This is a genomic window from Streptomyces sp. CA-249302, from assembly GCF_050936785.1.
In the GTDB taxonomy this organism is placed as follows: domain Bacteria; phylum Actinomycetota; class Actinomycetes; order Streptomycetales; family Streptomycetaceae; genus Streptomyces.
Genome location: NZ_JBNJMG010000001.1, coordinates 7,175,246 through 7,199,298, shown reverse-complemented (window position 1 = coordinate 7,199,298; position 24,053 = coordinate 7,175,246). Strand labels below are relative to the sequence as shown.

Genomic DNA, 24,053 nt, shown 5'->3' with positions numbered 1-24,053 from the left:
CAACGGCAGACAGGCAAGGAGCTATCGCAGTCGCCCGTCTCATTGTGTTAGCCGTTGTAAGACTATGCATGCGACACATGCTCAGCTTTGATTTCTAGCCCCCGCTCCGAGGTTGCTGTCAGCGCCGTCCTGGGTAGGACCATGGTCTCCAAGGGGGGCGCTACATGACCGAGGAAACCGCGTCGTCGGACGAAGAAAGCACACCACAGAATCCAGAAGCGAACCGAGTAACAGAAAATAGCAGTTCCAAAGCAGAGCGCCGCCATTCGGGACTATCCGCATGGGGCACTTTATTTACGGGCCTGGCGGCCTTAATGACCGTGTTCACCGCCGCAGCAACGTCCTACACGGCTTTCATCACCTACCAAGACCAACAAGAGCAGGAGATCAAAAACGAAGAGGTTGCCGCAGCCAACTTCGCGCAGAGGGTGGAATTTATTCCTGGCGCTTCTGGCAGCATGACACTAGACAACCCGAACGTTTTCCCGATCAGCAATGTTGTCCTCTCGGTTGCTCTGTATGATTCCGGGCGCAAGGCTTCTCAGCAATACTTCCTCCTGAGCACCCATAGCGTACTGCTCCCAGCATGCTCCAGGATCACAATCCCAGAGTCTGACAAGTGGGGCACCGACTTCTTCGCTACCCGGAAAGGCCAAGTGGCGTACTTCGAAGACCGATCAGGTCAGGCTTGGTATTCACAGGGGTCCGAAACATTCAAGAAAAGTATCCCAGTCCGCTGGGATGTTTCCCGTAGCGGCAAAGCACCCGTATACGCATTCGGAATTCAATTCAATACGGTATTGACCAACGATATGCGATCGTCAATAAGTAAGTCACCGAGATGCAAGTAGCAGAAATTCAGAGGTGGCAAGGCGCCCTCTGACCGTCTCCGCACCATACAGCCCCCGTCCACACCCGGGTCTGCTGCAGGATCGGGTGACACCAGATCCTGCAGCAGACCCCGCCCGCAGTTCAGGGGTGGGGGTGGTGGTTGAGCCACTGCTGGAGTTCACGGTGGCGGAATTGATAGGCGGGGCCGCTATATCGGAGCAGGCCGGCGTTGACGGCCCAGTCGAGGAAGCGGGCAAGCCGGAATGGCAGCCAGCTGCGCGAGCACAGCAGGAAGACCGTGTATCTCCGGGCCGACGCAAGTCCGACCCCGAGAGCAGCGGCAAGGCCCGCCGAGAGACCGAGGACGACCCCCGCGATGACGCCGTCCCCACGCCCGGCTGTGTAGCCGACGGCGATCCCGATCATCAACCCGTACCCTGACCCTGCTGCGAGCCCTATCACGAGGCCGTGGAGGATGTCGTTGCGGATGATGGCTCTCGGGCTGGCCACTGGCGCTGGCTCCTTGCTGAACTGCTCGAATGAGACGGCGAAGCCAGCAGTGATGCCAGCCGCGAGTCCCGCCGCGAGCCCGGCCGTCACCCCCGCTGTGCGTCCAACTACCAGCCCGCACACGAGCCCGATCACTAGCCCGGCCAGGGATCCTTCCAGCAGTGCTGCCAAAGTGCTTCCCCGAGCGTTCTTGCGGGTTGGGAAACGGCGTGGCTCGGCGGAACGAAGGGCAAATACACCGGCTACCGCCGCAAATGCTGCTCCGACAAGTGCAGGATGGCGGGGGTCGTTGGCGATCCAAGCCAGGGGCAGGGGAAGCAAGACGGCGACGGAGCTTAGGCGGACGTCGGTAGAGCGAACGCGGTTGGGACCGGCAAGAGGCCACAGACGGTGAAGTGTCAGGTCGGTGGCCGGAGCAGCGATCGCGCTGCTGAGGTGGCGGGCGAGGTGGTGAAGCCAATGGTGGATCTGGTCGGGTGGGTAGCGGTGGGGATTAGGCGTGATGGCGGCGGCGGAGGGGATGTAGCGGGCGAGGAGATGCTGGTCGAGGTCGTGTGCGGTGGCGTGGCTGAGTAGTTCCACGGGGCTGCCGGTGCGGTGGTAGACGGTGGCGGTCAGGCAGAGCCGCCATGGGGTTGACAACGTGGCGGCGAACGTGCCGGTGGGGTGGGCCTGGAGGTGGTCGAGGAGCGGCTGCCAGCGGGAGGTGTCGAGAGCCCTGTTGCCCAGGTAGGTGACGGCACGGGCGGCGTTGACAGGAGCAATGGCGATGCGGGCTGCATCGATCAACTGCAGGGAGGGTGCGAGAGCGTTGTAGTGATCGGTGCGGCATGTCAGGACCAGAGGGCCTGCGTCCCGGCCGTCCTGGTATGCGTTTAGTGCGTCCAAAACCGCAAGAGCCCGAGGCGCATCTGGGTCGGGCCTGCCGTCGTCGAGGACGGAGTCCATCTCGTCCAGCCCATCCAGCACGGGCAGTATCAGACCTTGGTCCACCAAACCTGTGGCCAGGTCTGGAGGCCAGTCGTAGACCTGAACCAAGTGCTGCGCCAGCAACTCCGGCAGGGGCAGACTTGTGTCCCATTGAGCGAGGGGGATCCGGATCGGCACCGGTTCGTCGACTGCTCGGTCGTCGATGAGGGCAAGCATGAGTTCCAGAGCCAGGACTGTCTTGCCCGCTCCGGCAGCCCCGGTGATGACCAGACGCTGCGGCCGTGTGGAGCGGTAGTAGTGCAGGACATTGGGCAGCGCCGAGGCGTCGTCGGTGAAGGTGCGCCCAGCCGGCGGAGCGCTAGCACCACGGCCGATCGCGGGATGAAGGACGTAGGCGAGGTTGATGCGCTGAGTGTCGGCACCGAGCAGTTGACGCCGCACCTGGCTTTCACTCGCTTCGACATGCCGAGCCAGGGTCTTGGCCCAGCCGCACGCGAGGTCGGCGTCGTTACCCTCGAGCGGCTTGCGCAGGGTCACAACAGCGAGCACGAGGCTTATGACAGATACGAGGAACCCGAGCAGGCTCGCAGCATCGACCGCGGACGGCCGTCCTTGAGCGATGGGCTGCACGACGAAGCCTGCACTCGCCGCTATCCCAGCCACAGACACGAAACTGATGAACTGCCACTTACGCCGATGGCGGCGTCCCCCGAGACCACCCATACCTCGATCCTGCCCCCCGACCTACACGGTGGCCGCTAGTTTGCCTCGCTTGTTACCCTTCACGGCCCGTCAAATTGTCCACGCCCAGCACGCGCGGTGTGCTGGGCCGCAGATCAGGCAGCGCCATGACCCTGCGCAGCAAGGTCATCCGCGTCCCACACGGGAGCCAATTGGACAGGCAGCCAAGCGCCGGCCCGTTCAGCCAGCGCGAGCCCGACGCGCTCCAAGACGTGGCCGAGCCGCGTGGTGAAGCGCGCGTACGGGGCGGCGGTCAGCTGCACTAACGTTTCGGCCGGACATGCGGCGCGCGGGCACTCAGCCGTGCTATGGATGAAACGACGGACCATCAAGAGCATCACGACGCTCTGCCGAGCGGAGCGGCACATCCTCCCTTCACTGGTCTCGATGTCGTGGTGAGCCCGGGGAAGCAGGGGCGGGCGGGGCGCCAGGATCTTCCTGGAACTCCAACGCGCCCTGCAGCAGCTGGCGCATGCTGCTGATCGCGCGTTCCAGGCGGACGGCCGTGGTCCTTACCGTCGCGTGCGATGCCTGTGCCTGGAGCTTTCCGGGCCGAGGGGACACCGCCGTTGCCGTCGGTCTCATCTGGAGCGACGTGACCTCCGACGGCGGACGAACCTGGACACGGTTCGACAGCACCACTCTGATCGGCGTCAACTGCCTGCCGCACGTCGGGTGCTGGGCCGTCGGGGCGGGAGGCTTGGCGGCCCGACTCGAATTCCGGCACGGTTGACGCGCCCCTTGGTGGCGGTCTGCGCTTCACGGCCGCGCGTAGCGCGAAGGGCACAAAAGCAGGTGCTGCCACGCGACCCGTCGTCGAGGTTGCCTTGGTCAGTGACGCCAAGCCGCCGTTCCTCACCATGTGCCTGATCCCGATCCCGGTGCAGAAGCGAAGTACAGCAACCCCAGTAACCGTCAGTGCCGAGCTCCGGTCCTTACGCTCTTTCCTGTAGCCCGTATGACCTGCGATGACCGATCTCTACAGAGCTACGGATCAGAAGACCGTCCGGCTCGACTCCGACAAGTCCAGCCGCACGGCTACCTGCAGCCCGTGAACGACAAAGGCAAATGGATCGGCGCGGCAGCCTGGTTCGCCGTCTGGTGGGGCCTGGTAGCGGTCGTGTTCCGCCTCTTCGGCCTGGTCATCGGCGACCTCAAGAGTTGGACCACGTGCGCCGTGATGGCCGCCGCTTCCGTTGTCACCGGAGAACCGTCGGAGCGCTGGCACCGGCGCCGGCGAAGAACGACGACAGGGACCTCCCCCAGCACCGCGCCGGATACGGACCGCACCACAAGGGCACCAGATCGAGCGGGGAACAACGGGGAACCACGGTGAAAGCAGCCGGGCCGGCGGGGACCGCTCCCCGGTCGTTCGCCCAGGTCAGGCTTCAAGTCCGCCCCAAATACCCGCACCTTCCCAAGCTGATGGTGAGAAGCGAACCGGGCACTGACACGACAGCCCCGCCGGGCCGTCCCTGGGCCGTCCGAGGGCGGCCCGCGACACCCGGCAACGACCACTGACGACCATCACCGCGCAGCTCGTCAGCGGGGTACAGGGTGCCCCCGCACCCCACCCACGCCCCCGATCAATACCAGCGCTACTGAGCGCCACCACCAAAACACAGATGAGCGCGCACGCCCTCAATTGACTGCCCGCGCCCCCTTGTTGACCCCTGCTTTACCTGCCACTCTGAGAGTCCCCCCACTTGTGAACTTGTGAATCCATGAACTAACGGACCGGGATCCGTCAGTCACCGTGGATTCCCTAGGAGGTGGCCCAGTCCATGCTCGTCCGAGACGCCATGAGCACGGTGGTCCTGACCATCGGCCCCGCCCACACCCTCCGCCAGGCAGCCGCCCTGATGTCCGCCCGCCGGGTCGGCGCGGCCGTCGTCCTCGATCCGGACGGCACCGGCATCGGCATCCTCACCGAACGCGACATCCTCAACTCCGTCGGCTTGGGCCAAGACCCGGACACGGAGTACGCCCACGCCCACACCACCACCGACGTCGTCTTCGCTGCTCCGTCCTGGACGCTGGAGGAGGCGGCCCAGGCCATGGCGCACGGCGGCTTCCGCCACCTGGTCGTCATGGACCGCGGGGAGACGGCCGGTATCGTCTCGGTCCGCGACATCATCCGCTGCTGGGCGCCCGCACGGCAGAAGGTGGCCCTCCTGCACTAGACCGCAGATCGAGGCCCGCATTAGACGGAGTCCAAAACCATATCCATTCGCGACCTGGTCTCCTTCTGTTAGGCTGGGGAGCATGAGCGACCTTCTTGAACGGCTGCGCGGACGCGGATGGCGGATGACCGCGCAGCGGCGCGTAGTGGCCGAGGTTCTCGAAGGCGAGCACGTCCATCTGACGGCCGACGAGGTGCATGCCCGGGCCGTCGCCAAGCTGCCCGAGATCTCCCGGGCGACCGTCTACAACACGCTGGGCGAACTGGTCTCCCTCGGCGAGGTCCTAGAGGTCGCCACCGACAAGCGCGCCAAGCGGTACGACCCGAACGCACACCGTCCGCACCACCACCTGGTCTGCGCCGGGTGCGGAGAGATCAAGGACGTCCACCCCAGCGGCAATCCGATGGCCGACCTGCCCGACTCGGAGCGCTTCGGCTTCAAGGTCTCCGACGTCGAGGTCACCTACCGCGGCATCTGCCCGAACTGCGCGGCGACGGCGTAACACCGCATCGCCAGGAGCCCCGGCCCCCGCCCATGGGAGCCGGGGCTTCGTGCTGCCTACAGGCTTCCCGAATCTGACGGTCCGTCATATCGTCGTTGCACTATGGGAGAGCCGCAGCCCGATACGGGAGACCCGCACCCCACACTCCACGCCACCGACCTGACCCGCACCTTCGGCCGCCCGCCGCACGCCGTCGACGCGCTCGGCCCGCTAGAACTGACCGTCGCCCCGGGCGAGTTCGTGTGCCTCGTGGGCCCGTCGGGCTGCGGCAAGTCCACGCTGCTGCGCATCGCGGCGGGCCTGCTCCGCCCCAGCACCGGCCAGCTGCAGATCCGCACGTCGAGCCCGCGCCCCGCCGCCATGATCTTCCAGGACTACGGCATCTACGACTGGAAGTCCGTCCGCGCCAACGTCCGCTTCGGACTGGACGTCCAGCGCGTCCCGCGCCGCGAGGCGAACGCGCGTGCCGACGCCTGGCTGGCCCGTCTGGGCCTGGCCGACTTCGCCGACGCCTATCCGGCGACCCTCTCGGGCGGCATGCGCCAGCGTGTCGCGATCGCCCGCGCCCTGGCCGTAGAACCCGAACTGCTGCTCATGGACGAGCCGTTCGCGGCCCTGGACGCGCAACTCCGCACGATCCTCCAGGACGAACTCCTCGCGCTCACCCAGACCCTGCGGACCACCACCCTCTTCATCACCCACAGCCTGGAGGAGGCGATCGTCCTCGGCGACCGCGTCCTGGTGATGTCCGCCCGCCCCGGCCGGATCATCGCCGAGCACCACCCGCCGTTCCCCCGCCCGCGCACCGGCGACGTGCGCACCGACCCCGAGTTCACCGCGTTGAAGAGCGAACTGTGGGACCTGCTGCGGAAGGAGACGGCACCGGCATGACGACGATCGCCCCCGAGAGGGAACCCGGGAAGGAATCGGTCCTGGTCCGCCGCCCGGGCCCGGCGGAACTCCACCCGGCCCGCACCCACCGCCGCAGACGCGCCCTCCAGCTGTCGCTGGCGGTGGCCGTCCCCCTGGTCCTCGTCCTGTGGTGGCAACTGGCCGCCACCCAGGGCTGGATCGACGACCGCGTCTACCCGGCCCCTTCCACGATCCTGTCCGACGGCTGGGACCGAGCGGCCGCCGGCGACCTGTGGCCGGACGTGTGGGCGACCCTCGAACGCGTCCTCGCCGGCTACGCCCTCGGCACGGCCGCGGGCTACCTCCTGGGCCTCCTGATGGGCTCGCTTCCCCTGGTCCGAGCCGCCCTCGAACCCCTTCTCGACGCCCTCTACGTGGTCCCGAAGCTCGCCCTCCTCCCGATCTTCCTCAACATGTTCGGCCTGGGCGAGGGCCCGCAGATCGCGCTCGTGGCCACCACGGTCTTCTTCTTCGTCTGGATCTCCACGATGTCGGCGGTGATCGCGATCCCGTCCGGCCACCGGGACGCCGGCCAGGTCTTCGGCGCCTCCCCCTGGCAGATGTTCCGCCACGTCCTGCTCCCCGCCTCCCTCCCGTCGGTCCTGGTGGGCGCGCGGATCGCGGCGGGCGTGGCCGTCCTGGTGATCGTCGCCTCGGAACAGATCGCCGCGACGAACGGCCTGGGCCACCTCATCTTCGACTCGCGCGCGCTGTTCCAGAACGACGTGATGTTCGTCGGCATCGTCTGCGTGGCGATCCTCGGCGTGCTCTTCTCCGAACTGATCAGACTCCTGGGCCGGTTGCTCACCCCGTGGGCGCCGAGGGACCGCGGAAGGGGCCAGTCATGAAGAGGCGTGCATACGGCGCCCTCGTCGCCGTGGCCGCGCTGCTGACGTCGGCGGCCTGCTCGGCGTCGCACACGGACGACTCGGCGACCCAGGCGGGCGCCGGGCAGCGCACGGTCCGCCCGGTCGACGGCTGCGGCAAGAAGTCCTGGACGGACCCGGCGGACCTGTCCCCGACCCGCGCACCGGCCCGCTGCGACTCCGGAACACCCGCCCCGCAGCCCCTGCCCAAGACCCGCAGACTGACCATCGCGACGGGCACGCTGAGCGCCGAATACGTGGCACCCCTCGAAGTCGCCCTGGACAAGGGTGAGTTCAAGAAGGAGGGCCTGGACGTCACGCTGAAGGTGCTGCCGACACCGGACGCTCTGCCGCTGCTGGCGAAGGGTGACATCGACGCGCTGTGGGCAGCTCCGGAGGCGGCCGTCATGAACGGCGTCCGGGGCGGCTTCGACATCAAGTGGGTCGCCGGCAACTTCTCGCCCGCGACCGGCTCCAAGAGCGGTCTGTGGGTGCGGCTGAAGAAGGGCGAGAGCGCGGCGTCCGTCCCGATGGCGGGCCGCACGCTGGGCACGATGATCGGCAAGGGCTCGGTGATCGCGTACCCCATGCAGAAGGCGCTCGCCTCGCACGGCGGCGGCCTCGACGAGATCCAGTACCGGCAGCTGGGCTCGGCCGACGTCCTCACGGCCCTCCAGAACGGCGGCGTGGACTCGGCCTGGCTCCTGGACCCGGTCTGGCGCACGGTCGACGGCAAGCCCGGCTACGCCTTCCTCGGCGGCCAGCCGCAGGGCGAGCCGTTGGGCGGCATGCTGTACGGCCGCACGCTCCTGAGCGCCGACGTGGTTGCGGGGGTGGCCCTGCTCAGGGCATACATCCGCACCGTGAACACGTACTTCGCGTCGGACTACAAGGCGGACGCGAGCTTCGTCACCTACCTGGCGAAACTCCTGAAGACCGACGAGGGGATCCTGAAGTCCACCCCGTCCCTCCGCATGGACTGGGAGATCCGGGCCGGCACGACGACCCGCCTCCAGTCGGCGTACGCGGCGCAGGGAGCGGTCCAGGGCGGCGACCCGCTCCCCGAGTCGAAGACGGTGGACCGCACCCTGTACGAGGAGGCGGTGGGCCACACCCCGTGAACACGACTTGGGGCCGGAACCCATTTCTGGATTCCGGCCCCAGGCCTTCAGTAGCGGGGACAGGATTTGAACCTGCGACCTCTGGGTTATGAGCCCAGCGAGCTACCGAGCTGCTCCACCCCGCGTCGGTGAACGCAACGTTACGTCAGGGACGCCGACAGAAGCAAATCGGTTTCGACCGGCCCCGCTGCCCCTACGCCGACAGCTCCTCCCGCAGCGCGTCCCGCAGCCGAGCCGCCCGCTCCGAGACCTCCGCCGGCCCCAGGGACACCGCCCGGTCCGCCCACCGCTGTCCTTCCGCCAGTTCGCCCCGACGCGCGTAGACCAGGGCCAGCCGCAGCGCCGCCCGCCCGTGCCCGGCGTCGGCGGCCCGGGTCCACCACACGGCGGCCTCCGGCTCACTCCCCTCGCGGGCCAGCAGCAGCCCCAGATTGAACGCGCCGTTCCGGGACCCGGCCTCCGCGGCCGCCCGGTACCACCGAGCCGCCTCGACCACGTCCCCCCGAGCCGCCGCCATCATCCCGACCCGCACCTGCGCCCGCCGATGCCCCTGGGAAGCCGCCCGCTCGTACCACTCCTCGCACTCGGTCTTCTCGTGCACCGTCTCGCCCAGCTCATGCGCGGGCTCGGGCGGCCGCCGCGCGTCGAGCACGGTCGCCAGCCGATACGCCCCCTCCGCACTGCCACCGCCCGCCGCACACCGCAGATGCCGCTCCGCGGCACCCTCGTCCCCGTCCCGCAGCCGGGCGATCCCGACCTGCAACGCGGCCTCGGTGTGCCCGGCGGCGGCCGCACGCTCGTACCACCGCAGCGCGACCCCGTCCTCGCCCCGCCCGGCGAAGAGGATCCCCAGGTTGAACGCGGCGTCCACGCTCCCGGCCTCTGCGGCCTTGGAGAACCACGGCTCGGCCCCGGTCGCGTCCCCGCCCTGCAGCAGCAGGATGGCGAGCGCGTTGGCAGCCTCCCGGTGCCCCGCGTAGGCCGCCCGCCGGTACCACTGCTCGGCCGGCCCGGTCCGCCCCTGCTCGGCGCAGAGCAGCCCGAGGTTGTACGCGCCGTTGTCGTCCCCGGCGTCCATCGCCGCCCGGTACCACCGCTCGGCGGTCTGCGTCTCCCCGCGCTCGGCGTGCAGGGCGCCCAGCGCGTTGGCCGCGTTGCCGTCCCCGTCCTGCGCGGCCCGCAGCCACCACACGGCGGCGCTCTCGGTGTCGCCGGCGTCGCGCAGCAGGAAGCCCAGCGCGCACGCGGCTCGTGCCTCCCCGTCCTTGGCGGAGGTCAGATACCAGCGCCCGGCCTCCTTGAGCTCCCCGCGCTTCTCGAGGATCGCGCCGAGGTGCAGCGCGGCCCGCCGGTGTCCGCGCGCGGCGGCCTGCCGGTAGAACTGCTCCGCCTCGGCCAGCAGTTCGACACCGTTGTCAGCTCCGCCCTCGCCCTCGCCGACCGCCTTGCGATCAAGCGCGCGCGCCAGCCGGTACGCCGCCTCCCGGTGCCCGTGCTCGGCCGCGGCCCGCATCCACGCCTCGGCCCCGGCGTCCCCGCGGTGCTCCAGCAGGTCGGCGAGGGCGTACGCCCCCAGGGCGTGCCCCTGCTCGGCGGACTGGCGCAGCCAGTACTCGGCGGCCGGCTCGTCGCCGCGCTCGCGGTGGTGCCGGCCGAGCGCGTGCGCGGCCGCGGCGGACCCGGCGACGGCGGCGATCCGCCACCATCCGGCGGCCTCCTCGGCGTACCCGCGCTGGTGGAGAAGGACTCCGAGGTTGTTGGCGGCGGCACGGTCACCGGCCGCCGTGGCGGCACGCAGATGGGGCTCGGCTCCGTCGAGATCACCACGGCGCAGCAGCATGGCCCCGAGGACACTCATCGCCTCGACGTCGCCGGCCTCCACGGCGAGCCGCTGACGCAGTTCCTCGGCAGCCTGCTCGGCAACCTCCCCGGCCTCGGCTTCTTCCGGGCCGGAGGGCTGCACAAATCGCCCTGTCTCGAACAGAGTTGCCTTGTCCCCCATAACGTCCATCGTCGCACCACCTGCAACCTGGGTACACCTGGTATACCGCAGCCAGTGAGGTCACTTCAGCGTTTTGTCGACATGCCCACAGAGAGACAAGTCAAACACACATCTCCCAACTCCCCATGGCGGCACGGCGAATCCCGGGTCCCCTACATGCGTTCGCACATCACGAAGGCCCGGATCCAAAAGGATCCGGGCCTTCGACTTCAGTAGCGGGGACAGGATTTGAACCTGCGACCTCTGGGTTATGAGCCCAGCGAGCTACCGAGCTGCTCCACCCCGCGTCGTTGTGAGGCAACCGTATCACGACGCGGGACGGGCATGATCAGCCGCTGCCGGAGCTCTCGCTCGGACTCGGACTGCTTCTCGGACTGGCACTGCTTCTCGGACTGGCGCTGCTGCTCGGACTCGGGCTGCTGCTGCTCTTGCTGCCGCTGCCGCCACTCGTCTTGTCGGCCTTGGACTGCGCCTCCTCGGCCCGCTTCAGCGCGTCCTCCAGATCCTTCTGCGCCTCGCCGTACGCCTTCCAGTCACCCTTCTTCAGGGCCGCCTGGCCGGCGTCGAAGGCCTTCTGGGCGTCGTCCAGCGCCGCCTGGACCGTCGGATTGCTGGACGTCGGTGGCGTGGTCGTCCCCTCGTCCGGTGGTGGCGTGGTCGAACTCTCCGCTCCGAAGACCTTGTTGAGCGCCTCGTCAAGGGTGTCCTCGAAGGCGGTCTTGTCGCCGTAGCTGACCAACACCTTCCGCAGCAGCGGGTACTTGAGTCCACCACCGCGTACGTAGACCGGCTCCACGTACAGCAGTCCGCCGTCCAGTGGCACGGTCAGCAGGTTGCCGTACTCGATGTCGGAGTCGCCGCCCTTGAGCAGCTTGATCGACTCGGCGATGTCCTGTTCGGAGTTGAACTGGCTCTGCACCTGTTTGGGTCCGTCGACGGTCGTACTGGTCGGCAGTTTCAGTATTCTGATCTTGCCGTAGTCGCTGGAGTCCGCCTGGGCGTCGACCGACATGAACGCACTGAGGTTGTCCCGCCCGTTGGGCGTCAACGTCGTCGTCAGCGAGAACGTCTGGGACGTCTGGTCGGGCATCTTCATGCTCAGGTAGTACGGCGGCACCGCGTTGCCCGACTTGTTGGTCGGGTCGTCCGGCACCTGCCACACCTCGCTGCCGCTCAGGAAGGTCTGCGCGTTGGTGACGTGGTAGCGGGTCAGCAGCTCGCGCTGGACCTTGAACAGGTCCTGCGGATACCGCAGATGGGCCAGCAGCGACTTGGAGATCGCCGTCTTGGGCTGCACCGTGCCCGGGAAGGCCTTCATCCAGGTCTTCAGCACCGGGTCCTCGGTGTCCCACTGGTAGAGCTTGACCTCACCGGTGTACGCGTCGACGGTCGCCTTCACCGAGTTGCGGATGTAGTTGACCTGGTTCTGCTGGGCCACCACCGCCCGCGAGTTGTTCGTCGCGGTCAGCGAGTCGGCCGTGGTGTCACCGAGGGTGGTACGGGAGGCGTACGGGTATCCGTTCGTCGTCGTGTAGGCGTCGACGATCCACTGGATACGGCCGTCCACCACCGCCGGATACGCGTCGCCGTCGATGGTCAGCCAGGGCGCCACCGCCTCGACCCGCTCCTTGGGCGTGCGGTTGTACAGGATCCGCGAACCCTCGCCGATCGCCCCTGAGTAGAGGATCTGCGGCTCGCTGAACGCCACCGCGTACGCCGCCCGGTTGATCGGGTTGGCGAGGTTGACGCCGCTCTTGCCCTTGTAGCTGGTGGTCTTCTCACCGCTGTCGTCGGAGTAGTCGATCTCCTTCTGAGGACCGCCGACGATCGAGTACGTGCTGGTCTTCTCGCCGTAGTAGATCTGCTGCTCGTACGTCCCCAGGTCACCGGTGGACGGCAGGTCGGACTCGGTGAAGACCGGCTGGCCGTTGGCGTCGGCGTCGGTGCCCTTGGCGGCCACCACGCCGTAGCCGTGGGTGTAGCGGAAGTGGTCGTTGATCCAGTTGTTCTTCGGGATGCCGTTGAGGTTCAGCTCACGCAGACCGATGACCGTGTCCTGGACCTTGCCGTCCTGGGTGTAGCGGTCGACGTCCAGGTTGGTCGGGAACGCGTAGTAGTTCCTGATCTGCTGGAGCTGCTGGAAGGTCGGCGAGACGATGTTCGGGTCCAGGATGCGGATGCTCGCCGTGGAGTCGACGTCGTCGCGCAGCGTGGACTTGTCCTGGGTCTTGCTCGTCCCCGAGTAGTCGCTGACCTTGGCGCCGTCGATGCCGTACGCCTCGCGCGTCGCCTTGAGGTTCTTCTGGACGTACGGGGCTTCCTTGGCCTGCTCGTTCGGCTGGACCTGGAACTTCTGGACGATCGCCGGGTACAGCCCGCCGATCAGGATCGCCGAGAGCACCATCAGACCGAAGCCGATCACCGGCAGCTGCCAGGTGCGCCGCCACAGGGTGGCGAAGAACAGCAGCGCGCAGATGACGGCGATGCAGAACAGGATCGTCTTGGCCGGCAGGTACGCGTTGGCGTCGACGTAGCGCAGACCCGTCCAGTTGTCGGTCGCCTTGAAGTCGCTGGACTTCACCGCGAGGCCGTACCGGTCGAGCCAGTAAGCGACCGCCTTCAGCGCGACGAAGACGCCGAGCAGCACCGAGAGGTGACCGGTCGCGGCGGCGGTGGCACGCGCGCCCGGGGAGGTGATGCGCAGCCCGCCGTACAGGTAGTGGGTCAGCGCGGCGGCGATCAGGGAGAGGATCGCGGCGGCGAAGCCGAAGCCAAGCAGGAAGCGGTACCAGGGCAGGTCGAAGGCGTAGAACGAGACGTCGAGGTGGAACTGCGGGTCCTTCTGGTGGAAGGGCACGCCGTTGACCCACATCAGCCAGGTCCGCCACTGGCTGGACGCCGAGGCACCGGCGATCAGGCCCACCAGCGAGGTGATCCCGAGCAGCAGCCAGCGCTTGAACGGCGCGATGCCCATCCGGTACCGGTCGAGGCTCTGCTGCTCCATCGACATGGCGCTCAGCGGGGGCCGCAACCGGTGCGCGAGCCAGATGTTGAAGCCCACCGCGAGGGCCATCAGCAGACCGAAGACGAAGAACAGCCCGATCTTGGTCCACAGCATGGTCGTGAAGACGGACGAGTACTTCACCGAGCGGAACCAGAGCCAGTCCGTCCAGAAGCCCGCGAACATGGTGAACGCCATGCCGAGCACGGCGAGGACACCCAGTGTCATGAGCAGGGTCCGGACACGCCGGGACGGGCGGCCCACTCTGATCCGTGGCCCCGTCGGGCCTCCGCCGCGGTCCGGCATCTGGAAAGCCAAGGTGCGCACCTCGAAGTTCGCTGTCGATCCGTCAGGCCCTCGTGTTCGTGAGCCCGCCGTGGCCCCCGTGATCGCGGGCCCACACCTATGCAACTTACTCACCGTTTACTCGGTTCCCGATTCCGGCCATGAACGAGGCAGGATTGTGACCATGTCCAACACTCCCATGGCGGCGAGCCCGCTCACCCGGGCCGTACTCGAGATCGACGAGTACGCCTCCAACCTCGGCTGGGACCAGCCCGCCCGCCTTTTCGCCCTCGTAGACACCGCTCGGCTGCGGACCCAGGAGCCCGCTCTCGCGGCCCAGCTCGGCCTGGAGGACGAGCAGGAGTCCGCCGGGCTCACGCCGATCGAGCAGGACGAGGTGCCGACGGGCAAGGCGCTCGACGAGTTCCTTGCCACCATCGCCTGGCCCGACGCGGTGGCCGGCTGCGCGCTCACCGTGGAGCGGCTGATGCTGCCGCCGTCCGCCGAGGCGTCCGTCCCGGAAGGGCTGGACGAGAAGCGGCTCGCGAAGTGGGTGGCCGAGCACCCGGACCGTCAGGAGGTCCGGATGACGGTCGCGGTGCTGCGCGACGGCTCCCGCGAATCGGCCCTCAGGCTGCGCGAGAAGGACACCCCGACGGAGGTCCTCACGGGTTCCGACCTGGTGCCCGGCCTGGCGGAGGCGCTGACGGCGACCTTCGAGGAGTAGCGCCGCTCAGGCCTTCGTAGCCCTTCCGGCTACTTGGTCGTGCACTTCGGCAGGTCGGCGGTCCTGCCGCCGCGGATGTCCTTCAGCGCGCCGAGGGCGTCCTCGATGGTGTTCACCTTGACCAGGGTGAGGCCGCTCGGGGTGTCCTTGGCGGCGGCCGCGCAGTTGTCGGCCGGCGTCAGGAAGTACTGGGCGCCCTTGCTGCGCGCGCCCACCGTCTTCATCTCGATGCCGCCGATCGGGCCGACCTTGCCGTCGTCGTCGATGGTCCCGGTGCCGGCCACGAACTTGCCGCCGGTGAGGCTGCCCGGGGTGAGCTTGTCGTAGATGCCGAGCGCGAACATCAGACCGGCGCTCGGCCCGCCGACGTCGGCCAGCTTGATGTCGATGGTGAACGGGAAGGTGTGGTCGGTTCCCGCCGAGATCCCGACGATCGCCCGCTTCGCACCGCTGTCGTCCGAGGTGGCGGTGGTGATCGTGATCTTCTCGGTCCTGGTCGCCGTCTTGTTCGCCTTCTCGGCGGCGGCCTGCTCCTTGGCGGGGACGACCGTGAAGACGACGTCCTCGCCCGGCTTGTGCTTGGTCACCAGCTCGGCGACGTCGTCCGGCTCCTTGACCGTCGTACCGTCCACGGCCTTGATCACGTCACCGGCGTGCAGCTTGCCCTCGGACGGGGAGTCCTTCACCACGGTCGAGACGATCACCCAGGACTTCACCGGGACGTCCAGCTCCTTCAGGGCGGCGACCTTGGCGCTCTCCTGGGACTGGCTGAACTCCTCGGCGTTCTCCTGGGTCGACTGCTCCTCGGTCTTGCCGTCCGGGTAGAGCGTGTCGTGCGGTACGACCTTGTTGTCGTGCGCGAGCCAGCCGTAGACGGCCTCGACGAGGTTCATCTTGTAGTCGGCGCTGGTGACCCGCACGGTCGTCATGTTCAGATGCCCGCTGGTCGCATACGTCTTGCGCCCGGAGATCTGCAGCACCGGCTCGCCGTCGTGGTCCCCGAGCGTGTTCACGGTCGGTCCGGGGGACATCTCCGCGTACGGCACGGGGATGAACACTCCGGCGCACAGGAGCGCGATCAGCATCAGGGTGGAGGCGAGCATCGTCGCGGTGCGGCGTGGCATGCCAAGACAGTACGGGACGACGCTGTCAGCGCACCGTCAGCCCCACCTCTGTCAGGTACCGGAGTGGGACTTCTCCATGGCCTCGCGGAACCGGGCGTACCCGTCGAGCTCGGGCCCGTCGCTGCGCACCTTGCGGGTGCGGTTGGCCCAGCTTCCCCACAGACCGGCGGCGACCGCAGCGACAAGCGGAATCAACAACCAGACGAGCGCACCCATGCCGACCTCCCAACCCCGGTGAGCGACCGCGAGAACTGACTGATCAGCAGATTAACCAGCCACACTGACAACGCTCACGGCAGGGGTGCGGTTACGCAACCGGAGGACCGGCGAAGGGGGTTCGGGCGCCGGGGTTCAGCAGGCGCCGACCCACTCCTCCGTGCCGTCGGAGAAGGTCTGGTGCTTCCAGATCGGCACCTCGTGCTTGAGGTCGTCGATCAGCTTGCGGCACGCCTCGAAGGCCTCGCCCCGGTGCGGGCACGAGACGGCGACGACCACGGCGAGGTCCCCCACCGTCAGATCGCCGACCCGGTGCACCGCGGCCAGCGCCCGTACCGGGTACTCCGCGACGACCTTCTCGGCGATGCGCCGCATCTCGGCCTCGGCACTGGGATGGCACGAATACCCGAGCCGGTCGACATCGACACCCCCGTCGTGGTTCCGCACGGTCCCCACGAACAGCGTGGTCCCACCGGCGGCGTCGTCCCCGACGGCCCGGAAGACCTCGTCCACGGAGAGCGGCGTCTCACGGATGGCGACGAGCTTGATCGGGTCGTCCGCGACCTGCTCGCCGGGGTGGTCGTGTGTGGCTGCCATGGGTCCATCGTGCCCCACGCCTGTGACAACACGGAATACGACTTTCACCAGGCACACGCGTGTGCCGTTTTGGAGCGTCCTACAGCTTTGACGTCTCCCGGGGCGCGCACGCGCGCGTCAGATGCGCCGCCGCGCCTTCCGGGCCCGCCGCACCACGGCCGCCGCGCCCAGCAGCGCGACCGTCGCGCCGGCGGCCCCCGCCGCGGTCGCGTCCTTGCGCCCGAGCCGCCGCCCGACGACCGTGTGCCGCCCGGAGACCTCCTCCAGCAGCTCGGCGAGCACTTCCTCGTTGGTCCACTGCGGCCGCCACCCCGCGTCGTGCAGCCGGCTCCCGCTCACCACCCAGGGGTACATCGTGTACGCCAGATCGCCCGCCGGGGACGGCGTCAGCCCGATCCGGTGCAGCCGGGCCGCGGCCCCGAGGGCCACCGCCGACGGCAGCTCCATCCGCCGGATCCCGCTGAGCTCCTCGACCTCCTCCTGCTCCAGCCACCCGTCGCAGCCGACCGCGAGCTCCCCCTCGACCTTCTCCAGGACGGCGTACTCCAGAGCACTGCACAGATCCTCGATATGGCAGAACTGCCAGGCGGGCCGCGATCCGGCCACGACCAGCAGTCGCGGCGACTCGAAGTACCTGGTCAGCGCGGTGTCGGTGCCACCGATGAGCACCGCGGGGCGTACGACGGTGACATTGAGGCCGGGATGCGCCCGGGGCGCGCGCCGGGCGAGCCGCTCGATCTCCAGCAGGTCGCCCACCCCGGTGGCCTCGGCCGTCGCCCGCAGCTCGGCGTCCTCCGACAGCGGCAGCTCGTTGTCCGGCAGCGCCCCGTAGACCATGGCGGACGTGCACAGCACGGCCCGGTGGACGCCGGCGGCCGCGGCGGCCGTGAGTACCGTCTGGGTCCCCCGCACGTTGTACGCCGTCCGGGCGGCGGGGTCGGTCTCCAGGTCCAGATCGAGCGCCAGATGCACCACCACGTCGGCCCCGCGGAGCTTCTCCGCGATGGCCGGATCCCGCACGTCCAGGATGTGCCACTGCGCCGCCGCGCACTCGCCGCGCCGCTCGTCGATGGCGATGACCTGCTTGATCTCCTCCGAGGCGGCGAGTCGCTCGGTGAGCAGCGCGCCGATGCCGGAGGCGGCGCCGGTGACCGCGACGACGGGACCGCGCACCGTCGGCGGGGTTGACTCGTTTCGCGCTGCGCGAACCTGAGGATCTGGGGAACTCACCGGGCGTCTCCAGCGGTTGTCTTCAGTAAGAACGCGAGTGAAGCGTCCGTACCAGGTGGCATCCATCCTGCCGCAGGCCAAGAGTCGGCGAAGCACCGAGGCCCTAACCGCCCGCGGTGTCTACGCTGGGTGGTGTTATCGGGCAGTCGTGCCGTCGGAGACAACCGGCGGCCTTACCAGCCGAGGAATCCCGTGAGTGACACCCCATTCGGATTCGGCCTTCCGCCGGAGGAGCCGGAAGACGGCGACGAGGGCAAGAAGAAGGACCAGCAGAGCGGTGGTGGTCAGGGCCCGGCCAACCCGTTCGGTTTCGGCGGGCTGCCCGGCGCCGGGGGCTTTGGCGGCCCCGGTGCGGACAACCCGCTCGCTGCCATGTTCGGCTCGCTGAACCCCACCGACCTGGGCGCCGCCTTCCAGCAGCTGGGCCAGATGCTCTCCTACGAGGGCGGCCCGGTGAACTGGGACATGGCCAAGCAGATCGCCCGCCAGACGGTCTCCCAGGGCACCCCGGACGGCACCAAGGACGCGAGCGTCGGCCCCGCCGAGCGCACCGCGGTCGAGGAGGCCGTCCGGCTGGCCGACCTGTGGCTGGACGACGCGACGTCGCTGCCGTCCGGCGCCGGCTCCGCGGTGGCGTGGTCCCGCGCGGAGTGGGTCGAGGCGACCCTGCCCGCGTGGCAGGAGCTGGTCGACCCGGTCGCCGAGCGCGTCGGCGCGGCGATGGGCGACGTCCTGCCGGAGGAGATGCAGGCCATGGCGGGCCCGCTGATCGGCATGATGCGCTCCATGGGCGGCGCCATGTTCGGCACGCAGATCGGTCAGGCCGTCGGCGTGCTCGCGGGCGAGGTCGTCGGTTCCACCGACATCGGCCTGCCGCTCAGCCCGGCAGGCAAGGCCGCGCTGCTGCCGTTGAACATCGAGGCCTTCGGCAAGGACCTGGGCGTGCCCAAGGAGGAGGTGCGGCTGTATCTCGCCCTGCGCGAGGCCGCCCACCAGCGCCTGTTCGCCCATGTGCCGTGGCTGCGCTCGCACCTGTTCGGCGCGGTCGACGGGTACGCGCGCGGGATCAAGGTCGACACCGCCAAGCTGGAGGACGTGGTCGGCCAGTTCGACCCGCAGAACCCGGAGCAGCTGCAGGACGCCCTCCAGCAGGGCATGTTCCAGCCGGAGGACACCCCGGAGCAGAAGGCGGCCCTGGCCCGCCTCGAGACCGCTCTGGCGCTCGTGGAGGGCTGGGTGGACGCGGTGGTCCACGCCGCCGCCAAGCCCCGTCTGTCGTCCGCGGACGCGCTGCGCGAGACGCTGCGCCGGCGCCGTGCGACCGGCGGCCCGGCGGAGCAGACGTTCGCCACGTTGATCGGCCTGGAGCTGCGCCCGCGCCGCCTGCGCGACGCCTCCCGCCTGTGGGCCTCGCTCACGGACGCGCGCGGGGTCGACGGCCGGGACGCCCTGTGGGCCCACCCGGACATGCTGCCGACCGCCTCCGACCTGGACGACCCGGACGGCTTCGTGCACCGCGAGCAGCTGGACTTCTCCGAGATCGAGAAGATGCTCGGCGGGGCAGCGGACGGCTCCGCCGAGAAGCCGGACTTGAAGAAGGACGACGACAAGGGCGACGACACCGAGTGAGCCTGTACGACGACGCGGTCCTCGTCCTGAAGGGGTACGAGGGCCAGGACGAGTTGCGCCAGGCCTACCTGGACCACTTGGCGACCCACCCGGACGGCATGTGGAAGGCCTGCCACGCGGGCCATGTCACGGCGAGCGCGCTGGTGATCGACCCGTCGCGCGAGCGGGTGCTGCTCACCCTCCACAAGAAGCTCCAGATGTGGCTTCAGATGGGCGGCCACTGCGAGCCGGAGGACACCTCCGTGGAGGCCGCGGCCCTGCGGGAGGCGACCGAGGAGTCGGGCATCGCGGGGCTGACGCTGCTGCCAGGCGGCCCGGTGCGCCTGGACCGCCACCCCATCCCGGCGCCCTGCCACTGGCATTTCGACGTCCAGTACGCGGTCGTGGCCCCGCCCGGAGCGGTCCAGGAGATCAGCGACGAGTCGCTGGACCTGCGCTGGTTCGCCTACGGCGAGGTGGCGGACGTGGCCGACGACTCCGTCGTACGACTGCTGGATGCCACGCGCGCGAGGCTCTGAGCGCTGACCACGTGTAAGGGGCGCCCGCTACGGCGGGCGCCCCTTACGTTGGTTTACTGGACCCTCAGCTCCAGACGTTCCCCTGGTTCTGCGCCCGTGCCCCGTGCTGGCCCATGCCGTACTGGGCGGCGAGGCCCTGCCCGATCTGGGCGTTCTGCGGCGGCAGCAGTTCGCTCGGCTGGACCAGCGCGTAGCCGCTGCCCATGAAGCTGAGCTCCCAGCCCTCACCGGTGCTGCCCCGGCGCCGCCACACCCCGGAGGAGTGCGTCTGGGCCTGCATCTGGACGCGCAGGCCGGTCGACCAGGCGACGATCGCGTCGGCGTCGCAGTTGACGTACTTGTCGGGCGTGACCTGCATCATCAGCGGCTCGCCCGAGGTCATCAGGGCGACCTTGCCGCGGCCGGTGATGTTGAGCTGGTACTTCCCGGAGCCGGAGATGCCGTACTGGCTGTCGACGGCGATGACCTCGTGGTGCAGCGAGGAGTCCATCGCGAGGACATAGCTGCTGTCGACGGTGAGGCCGTCCTGCTCGACCTCGACCACATGGATGTGCTGGGCGAGGTTGGCGAGGTAGACCGTGCCCTGCCCGTGGCAGCGCATCAGGCTGAGGCCCTCACCGGTGGCCGCCCGCGCGTAGGCCTGCTGGGTGCTCTGGTACTCGGCGTCGAACTCGACGAGCCCCTGGTAGGCGACCATCGTGCCCTTGCGGGCGAGGATGTCGTCGTGGCCCTCCAGGGTGAGGCGCAGCATCTGCTTGTTCTGCAGGCTGTAGCGCTCCTGGGACTGCGAGTCGTTGAAGGCGAAAAGCGGACTCTGCATGGCGTTTCTGGCTCCCCCTCAGCCCCGGAACCGCAGGCGGTCGGTGCTGTCCTCGCTGGGCTGGACGACGACGATGCCCTGACCGGAGAAGGCCATCTGGTAGGCCTCGCCGCTGCCGCGGCCGATCAGCGACTGCGCCTTGAAGCTGCGCTTGCCCTTCACCTTGAGGTTCGGGGACCAGGCCACGAGCGCGTCCGGGTCGACGTACGTCTCGTCCTCGCCACCGCCGCAGTCCACGACGATCGGCTTGCCCCGGGAGGTCAGCGCGACCCAGCCCTGCCCGGAGATCTTGGTGTTCCACAGGCCTTGGCCGGCGAACTTCGCCAGCCCCTTGACCCGCTCGACACCCCAGGTGAGGGACGCGTCGAAGGCGAGCAGGTTGGTGGCGTTGACGGAGATGCCGTCGCCGTTGAGGTTGATCACGACGACGTCGGCGCCGTAGTCGGCGAGGTAGAGCAGTCCGTCGCCGGAGACCTTCATCAGCGGGGCGCCCTCACCGGTCATCCAGTCGCGGGCGATCTGGCGCACGGCCGGCGGGTTGGGCTCGTACTGGATGAAGCCCTCATAGGCGACCATCGACCCCACGCGCGCGAGGAGGTCGTTTCCGGTCTGCATGGCGACCTTCAGCATGTTGTTGCCGTGGTTCTCCATGCGGGCGGTGACGGGTGCGGGAGCGTAGCCCGCGAGCGGCTGGTTCATGACGGGCTCCCTCAGACCTCGTACGGCTGGACGACGATGAAGTTCCCGGGCGCGCCCCGGAACTGCAGGTTGACGCTCTCCCCGGTGTCGCCCGGGTAGGCGTTGCGGCGCATCCGGACCTGGCTGGAGACGATCACCTGGGAGGCGGCCGACCAGGCCACGACCGCGTTGCAGTCGGCGAAGGTGGTCGGCGTGACCGGCAGCACCACGGGCGTGCCGTGCGTCTTGACGACGATCGTGCCGGTGCCCTGGAACTGCATCGTGAACAGCGCGCCCCCGGGGATGCCGTGGCCCTCGATGCGGCGGACCTCGTACTGGAGGCTCTCGTCGAAGGCGAGGACGTTCTCGGCGGAGACGCAGATGGCGTCGCCCTGGAGCTCGACCGGGTGCAGATGGGTGGAGTTCTCGGCGAGGAACACCTGACCCTGGCCGGTGCAGCGCATCAGCTGCATCTCCTGGCCGGTCGCGCCGCCCACGATCCGGCCGGCGAATCCGGCGCCCTTGTAGCCGAAGTCGACCTTGCCCTGGTAGAGCACCATGCTGCCCTGCCGGGCGAGCACGGGCTGGCCGCCGATGCCGAGGTCGACCCGGATGAGCTTCTTGTTCTGCTGCGTCCAGCGCTGCCCGGTGGGCGTCTCCTTGAACTTCTGGAGCGCGGCACCGACACCGGCACCGCCCTGGGGAGCGCCCTGCGGAACGCCGTACCCCTGCTGGCCCGGGACCTGCCCGAGGGGCGGCTGCTGGCCGTAGCCCGGGGGCTGGGGCGGCTGGCCGTAACCGGGCGGCTGCGGCTGCTGACCGTAGCCGGGCGGCGCGGTCGGCTGGCCGTATCCGGGCGGCGCCGTCGGGGCGTGCGGGGCCTGGGGGGCCTGCGGGGGCTGGCCGTAGTTGGGCGGCGGCGGGGCGCTCTGGCCGCCGGGCTGGCCGTAGGGCTGCTGCTGGGGCGGCTGGCCGTAGCCGGGCGGCGGGCCCGGGGGCGGCACCGGGGCGCCGCCGGGCGGGGTCATGGGCGCGACGATGGTGGGCGCGGCGTGCACGTTCGGCGCGGGGGCCGGGGTGGGCGCCAGGGGCGGGGTCTGTCCCGGGGGCGGCGCGAAGCCCTGGGGGGCGGGTGCGGGGGCCGGCGGGACAGGGGCCGGTGCCGGGCCGCCGAACGCGGGCGGCGCGGTGGCCTGGGCGGGCGGGGCGAAGCCGGGGGCGGCGCCGGTCTGCGGCTGCTGCGGGGCGGGGGCCGCGGGGGCCTCCTCCTCCATGACCTCGCCGCCGAAGTTCTTCAGCAGCGCGTCGAGGCCGCCGTCGAAGCCCTGGCCGACGGCCGCGAACCGCCACACGTCCTTGAGGTAGAAGTCGCCCAGCATCACGGCCCGCTCGGTGGTGAACTCCGAGCCGTTGAAGGCGTACCGGGCCACCTCCTCGCCGCCCGCGACGATGCGGATGTATCCGGGAGCGATCTGCGACATCTGTCCGGCGCCGTCGACGGTCGCCGTGAACGACAGCTTCTGGATCTTCGCCGGGATCCGGTCGAGCGTGACCCGGAAGGACTCCGTGTCCCCCGACTGGGCACCCAGGAGCTGAATCGACTCCTCAGGGGTCTTCGGCTGGTTGAAGAAGACGAAGTAACTGTCGTCCGAGAGCCGTTCGTCGGCGTCGAGGCCGAAGCAGCTGATGTCGAAGGTCAGTCCAGGGCCGCTGATCTGCACGCCTACGTACAGATCGGTGCCCGCGGTGAGGTCACTGATCCTGGCCTTGTGGCCGCGTTGGAATTCCCTGGCCATGCGTAACGACCGTCCCCCATCCCGAATGCGAGTGCGTCGCGCCAGGCTAACGGCAAACTCCGACACCGGAAGAAGTCGGTACACACCCGGTACACAACACCGGGCTCGCCCTTCACTCGCCGCGCGCGCCCGGCAGATGCGGCAACCGCTCGGCGGCGACCACCCCTTCGAGGTAGCCCCGGGCCCGCTCGGTCCGCGGATACGCCTCCAGGAGCCGCCAGAAACGCGGCCCGTGCCCAGGCACGAGCAGATGCGCCAGCTCGTGGACGAGGACGTAGTCGACGACGTACTCGGGCATCCCCTGCAGCCGGTGCGACAGGCGGATGCTGCCCTCGGCGGGGGTGCAGGAGCCCCAGCGCGTGTTCTGGTTGGTGACCCAGCGCACCGAGGTGGGCCGCGCCCGGCCGTCGAAGTACTGTGCCGACAGCCGCTCGGCCCGCTCCGCCAGCTCGGCGTCGCCGAGGACCCGTTTGCTCTCCTGGGCGGCCAGCTTGTCGAGCATGACGGTGACCCAGCGCTGCTCCTCCGCCTCGGACATCCGGGCAGGGATGAGTACGACGGTGCGATCGCCCTCGCGGTACGCGGATACGGTCCGGCGTCGCCGGGCGCTCCTGCGGACCTCGATCGCGCTCGCCCCCGAGCCGCTCGGCGGCTGGCTCGTCGTGCTGCGCTGTGGCGTTCCGGCGCTTTGCAGTGGGTCGGCGGGCACGCCCCGACGTTACCCGCTGCACACGCGGGAAGTCCCGACTCCGGGACGGTTCCGTGCCGATCCCCCTCCGAGCGTCTGATTTGTACGACGAATACCCACCGCCTGTGGACAACTTTCGGCACCCC

General features: G+C 69.2%; 20 protein-coding genes and 2 tRNA genes. 9 read left to right on the top strand and 13 right to left on the bottom strand.

Annotated elements, in window-relative coordinates:
- The first annotated feature begins 164 nt into the window (after positions 1-164).
- Positions 165-851 carry a hypothetical protein gene (locus ACQEWB_RS32670; RefSeq protein WP_432837342.1) on the top strand — a complete coding sequence of 229 codons (687 nt, stop codon included), beginning with the start codon at positions 165-167 and terminating at the stop codon, positions 849-851.
- 121 nt (positions 852-972) lie between these two features.
- Here the strand turns inward: ACQEWB_RS32670 and ACQEWB_RS32665 are convergent, their stop codons facing one another.
- The gene (locus ACQEWB_RS32665) at positions 973-2,994 is read right to left on the bottom strand and encodes an NACHT domain-containing protein (RefSeq protein WP_432837340.1); all 2,022 of its coding nucleotides are present in this window, start codon (positions 2,992-2,994) and stop codon (positions 973-975) included.
- A gap of 1,802 nt (positions 2,995-4,796) precedes the next feature.
- Here ACQEWB_RS32665 and ACQEWB_RS32660 point away from each other — a divergent pair.
- From ACQEWB_RS32660 to ACQEWB_RS32640, 5 genes are all read left to right on the top strand, one after another.
- A complete protein-coding gene (locus ACQEWB_RS32660; protein WP_432837338.1) occupies positions 4,797-5,195 on the top strand; it encodes a CBS domain-containing protein in 399 nt (132 codons plus the stop codon).
- An 82-nt stretch (positions 5,196-5,277) separates the two neighbouring features.
- Positions 5,278-5,697, top strand: a complete 420-nt coding sequence (locus ACQEWB_RS32655) for a Fur family transcriptional regulator (RefSeq protein WP_432837336.1) — start codon at positions 5,278-5,280, stop codon at positions 5,695-5,697.
- Positions 5,698-5,799: 102 nt separating this feature from the next.
- Positions 5,800-6,588, top strand: a complete 789-nt coding sequence (locus ACQEWB_RS32650; protein ID WP_432837334.1) for an ABC transporter ATP-binding protein — start codon at positions 5,800-5,802, stop codon at positions 6,586-6,588.
- Positions 6,585-7,457: an ABC transporter permease gene (locus ACQEWB_RS32645; RefSeq protein ID WP_432837332.1), complete on the top strand. Its 873-nt coding sequence runs from the start codon at positions 6,585-6,587 to the stop codon at positions 7,455-7,457. Before ACQEWB_RS32650 ends, ACQEWB_RS32645 begins: the two co-directional genes overlap by 4 nt.
- Positions 7,454-8,596 (top strand): ABC transporter substrate-binding protein, encoded by a 1,143-nt coding sequence (locus ACQEWB_RS32640; RefSeq protein ID WP_432837330.1) that lies wholly within the window; start codon positions 7,454-7,456, stop codon positions 8,594-8,596. The genes ACQEWB_RS32645 and ACQEWB_RS32640 overlap by 4 nt, the downstream gene beginning before the upstream one ends.
- Before the next feature lie 51 nt (positions 8,597-8,647).
- Here the strand turns inward: ACQEWB_RS32640 and ACQEWB_RS32635 are convergent.
- The 4 genes from ACQEWB_RS32635 to ACQEWB_RS32620 form a co-directional block, all read right to left on the bottom strand.
- Positions 8,648-8,721 (bottom strand) — tRNA-Met (locus ACQEWB_RS32635).
- A gap of 68 nt (positions 8,722-8,789) precedes the next feature.
- Positions 8,790-10,607 carry a tetratricopeptide repeat protein gene (locus ACQEWB_RS32630; protein WP_432837328.1) on the bottom strand — a complete coding sequence of 606 codons (1,818 nt, stop codon included), beginning with the start codon at positions 10,605-10,607 and terminating at the stop codon, positions 8,790-8,792.
- Between the two features lie 204 nt (positions 10,608-10,811).
- Positions 10,812-10,885, bottom strand: a tRNA-Met gene (locus ACQEWB_RS32625).
- 41 nt (positions 10,886-10,926) lie between these two features.
- Positions 10,927-13,905 carry a UPF0182 family membrane protein gene (locus ACQEWB_RS32620; RefSeq protein ID WP_432844143.1) on the bottom strand — a complete coding sequence of 993 codons (2,979 nt, stop codon included), beginning with the start codon at positions 13,903-13,905 and terminating at the stop codon, positions 10,927-10,929.
- A 163-nt stretch (positions 13,906-14,068) separates the two neighbouring features.
- Between ACQEWB_RS32620 and ACQEWB_RS32615 the strand changes: the two genes are divergently transcribed.
- Positions 14,069-14,611, top strand: coding sequence for a PPA1309 family protein (locus ACQEWB_RS32615; protein WP_432837326.1), 543 nt, complete (start codon positions 14,069-14,071; stop codon positions 14,609-14,611).
- A 29-nt stretch (positions 14,612-14,640) separates the two neighbouring features.
- Here ACQEWB_RS32615 and ACQEWB_RS32610 read toward each other — a convergent pair whose 3' ends face one another.
- The 4 genes from ACQEWB_RS32610 to ACQEWB_RS32595 all read right to left on the bottom strand — a co-directional run bounded on the left by ACQEWB_RS32610 (position 14,641) and on the right by ACQEWB_RS32595 (position 17,778).
- Positions 14,641-15,735, bottom strand: coding sequence for a YlbL family protein (locus tag ACQEWB_RS32610; RefSeq protein WP_432837324.1), 1,095 nt, complete (start codon positions 15,733-15,735; stop codon positions 14,641-14,643).
- A gap of 51 nt (positions 15,736-15,786) precedes the next feature.
- Entirely contained in the window at positions 15,787-15,951 is a 165-nt protein-coding gene (locus tag ACQEWB_RS32605) for a hypothetical protein (RefSeq protein ID WP_366839387.1), read from the bottom strand.
- Positions 15,952-16,086: 135 nt separating this feature from the next.
- On the bottom strand, positions 16,087-16,548 hold the full coding sequence (locus ACQEWB_RS32600) for a molybdenum cofactor biosynthesis protein MoaE (RefSeq protein WP_242766174.1): 462 nt from the start codon (positions 16,546-16,548) through the stop codon (positions 16,087-16,089).
- 117 nt (positions 16,549-16,665) lie between these two features.
- Entirely contained in the window at positions 16,666-17,778 is a 1,113-nt protein-coding gene (locus ACQEWB_RS32595) for an SDR family oxidoreductase (RefSeq protein ID WP_432837321.1), read from the bottom strand.
- A gap of 192 nt (positions 17,779-17,970) precedes the next feature.
- Here ACQEWB_RS32595 and ACQEWB_RS32590 point away from each other — a divergent pair, with 192 nt between their 5' ends.
- On the top strand, positions 17,971-19,407 hold the full coding sequence (locus ACQEWB_RS32590) for a zinc-dependent metalloprotease (protein ID WP_432837319.1): 1,437 nt from the start codon (positions 17,971-17,973) through the stop codon (positions 19,405-19,407).
- Positions 19,404-19,925 carry an NUDIX hydrolase gene (locus ACQEWB_RS32585; RefSeq protein WP_432837317.1) on the top strand — a complete coding sequence of 174 codons (522 nt, stop codon included), beginning with the start codon at positions 19,404-19,406 and terminating at the stop codon, positions 19,923-19,925. Before ACQEWB_RS32590 ends, ACQEWB_RS32585 begins: the two co-directional genes overlap by 4 nt.
- Before the next feature lie 64 nt (positions 19,926-19,989).
- On the opposite strand, the gene ACQEWB_RS32580 is transcribed toward ACQEWB_RS32585, so the two are convergent.
- The 4 genes from ACQEWB_RS32580 to ACQEWB_RS32565 form a co-directional block, all read right to left on the bottom strand.
- Positions 19,990-20,745: an AIM24 family protein gene (locus ACQEWB_RS32580; RefSeq protein ID WP_432837315.1), complete on the bottom strand. Its 756-nt coding sequence runs from the start codon at positions 20,743-20,745 to the stop codon at positions 19,990-19,992.
- Between the two features lie 18 nt (positions 20,746-20,763).
- The gene (locus ACQEWB_RS32575) at positions 20,764-21,444 is read right to left on the bottom strand and encodes an AIM24 family protein (RefSeq protein WP_432837313.1); all 681 of its coding nucleotides are present in this window, start codon (positions 21,442-21,444) and stop codon (positions 20,764-20,766) included.
- Positions 21,445-21,455: 11 nt separating this feature from the next.
- Entirely contained in the window at positions 21,456-23,219 is a 1,764-nt protein-coding gene (locus tag ACQEWB_RS32570; RefSeq protein WP_432837311.1) for a TerD family protein, read from the bottom strand.
- A gap of 112 nt (positions 23,220-23,331) precedes the next feature.
- Positions 23,332-23,928 (bottom strand): M48 metallopeptidase family protein, encoded by a 597-nt coding sequence (locus ACQEWB_RS32565; protein WP_432837309.1) that lies wholly within the window; start codon positions 23,926-23,928, stop codon positions 23,332-23,334.
- Between the last annotated feature and the right edge of the window lie 125 nt (positions 23,929-24,053).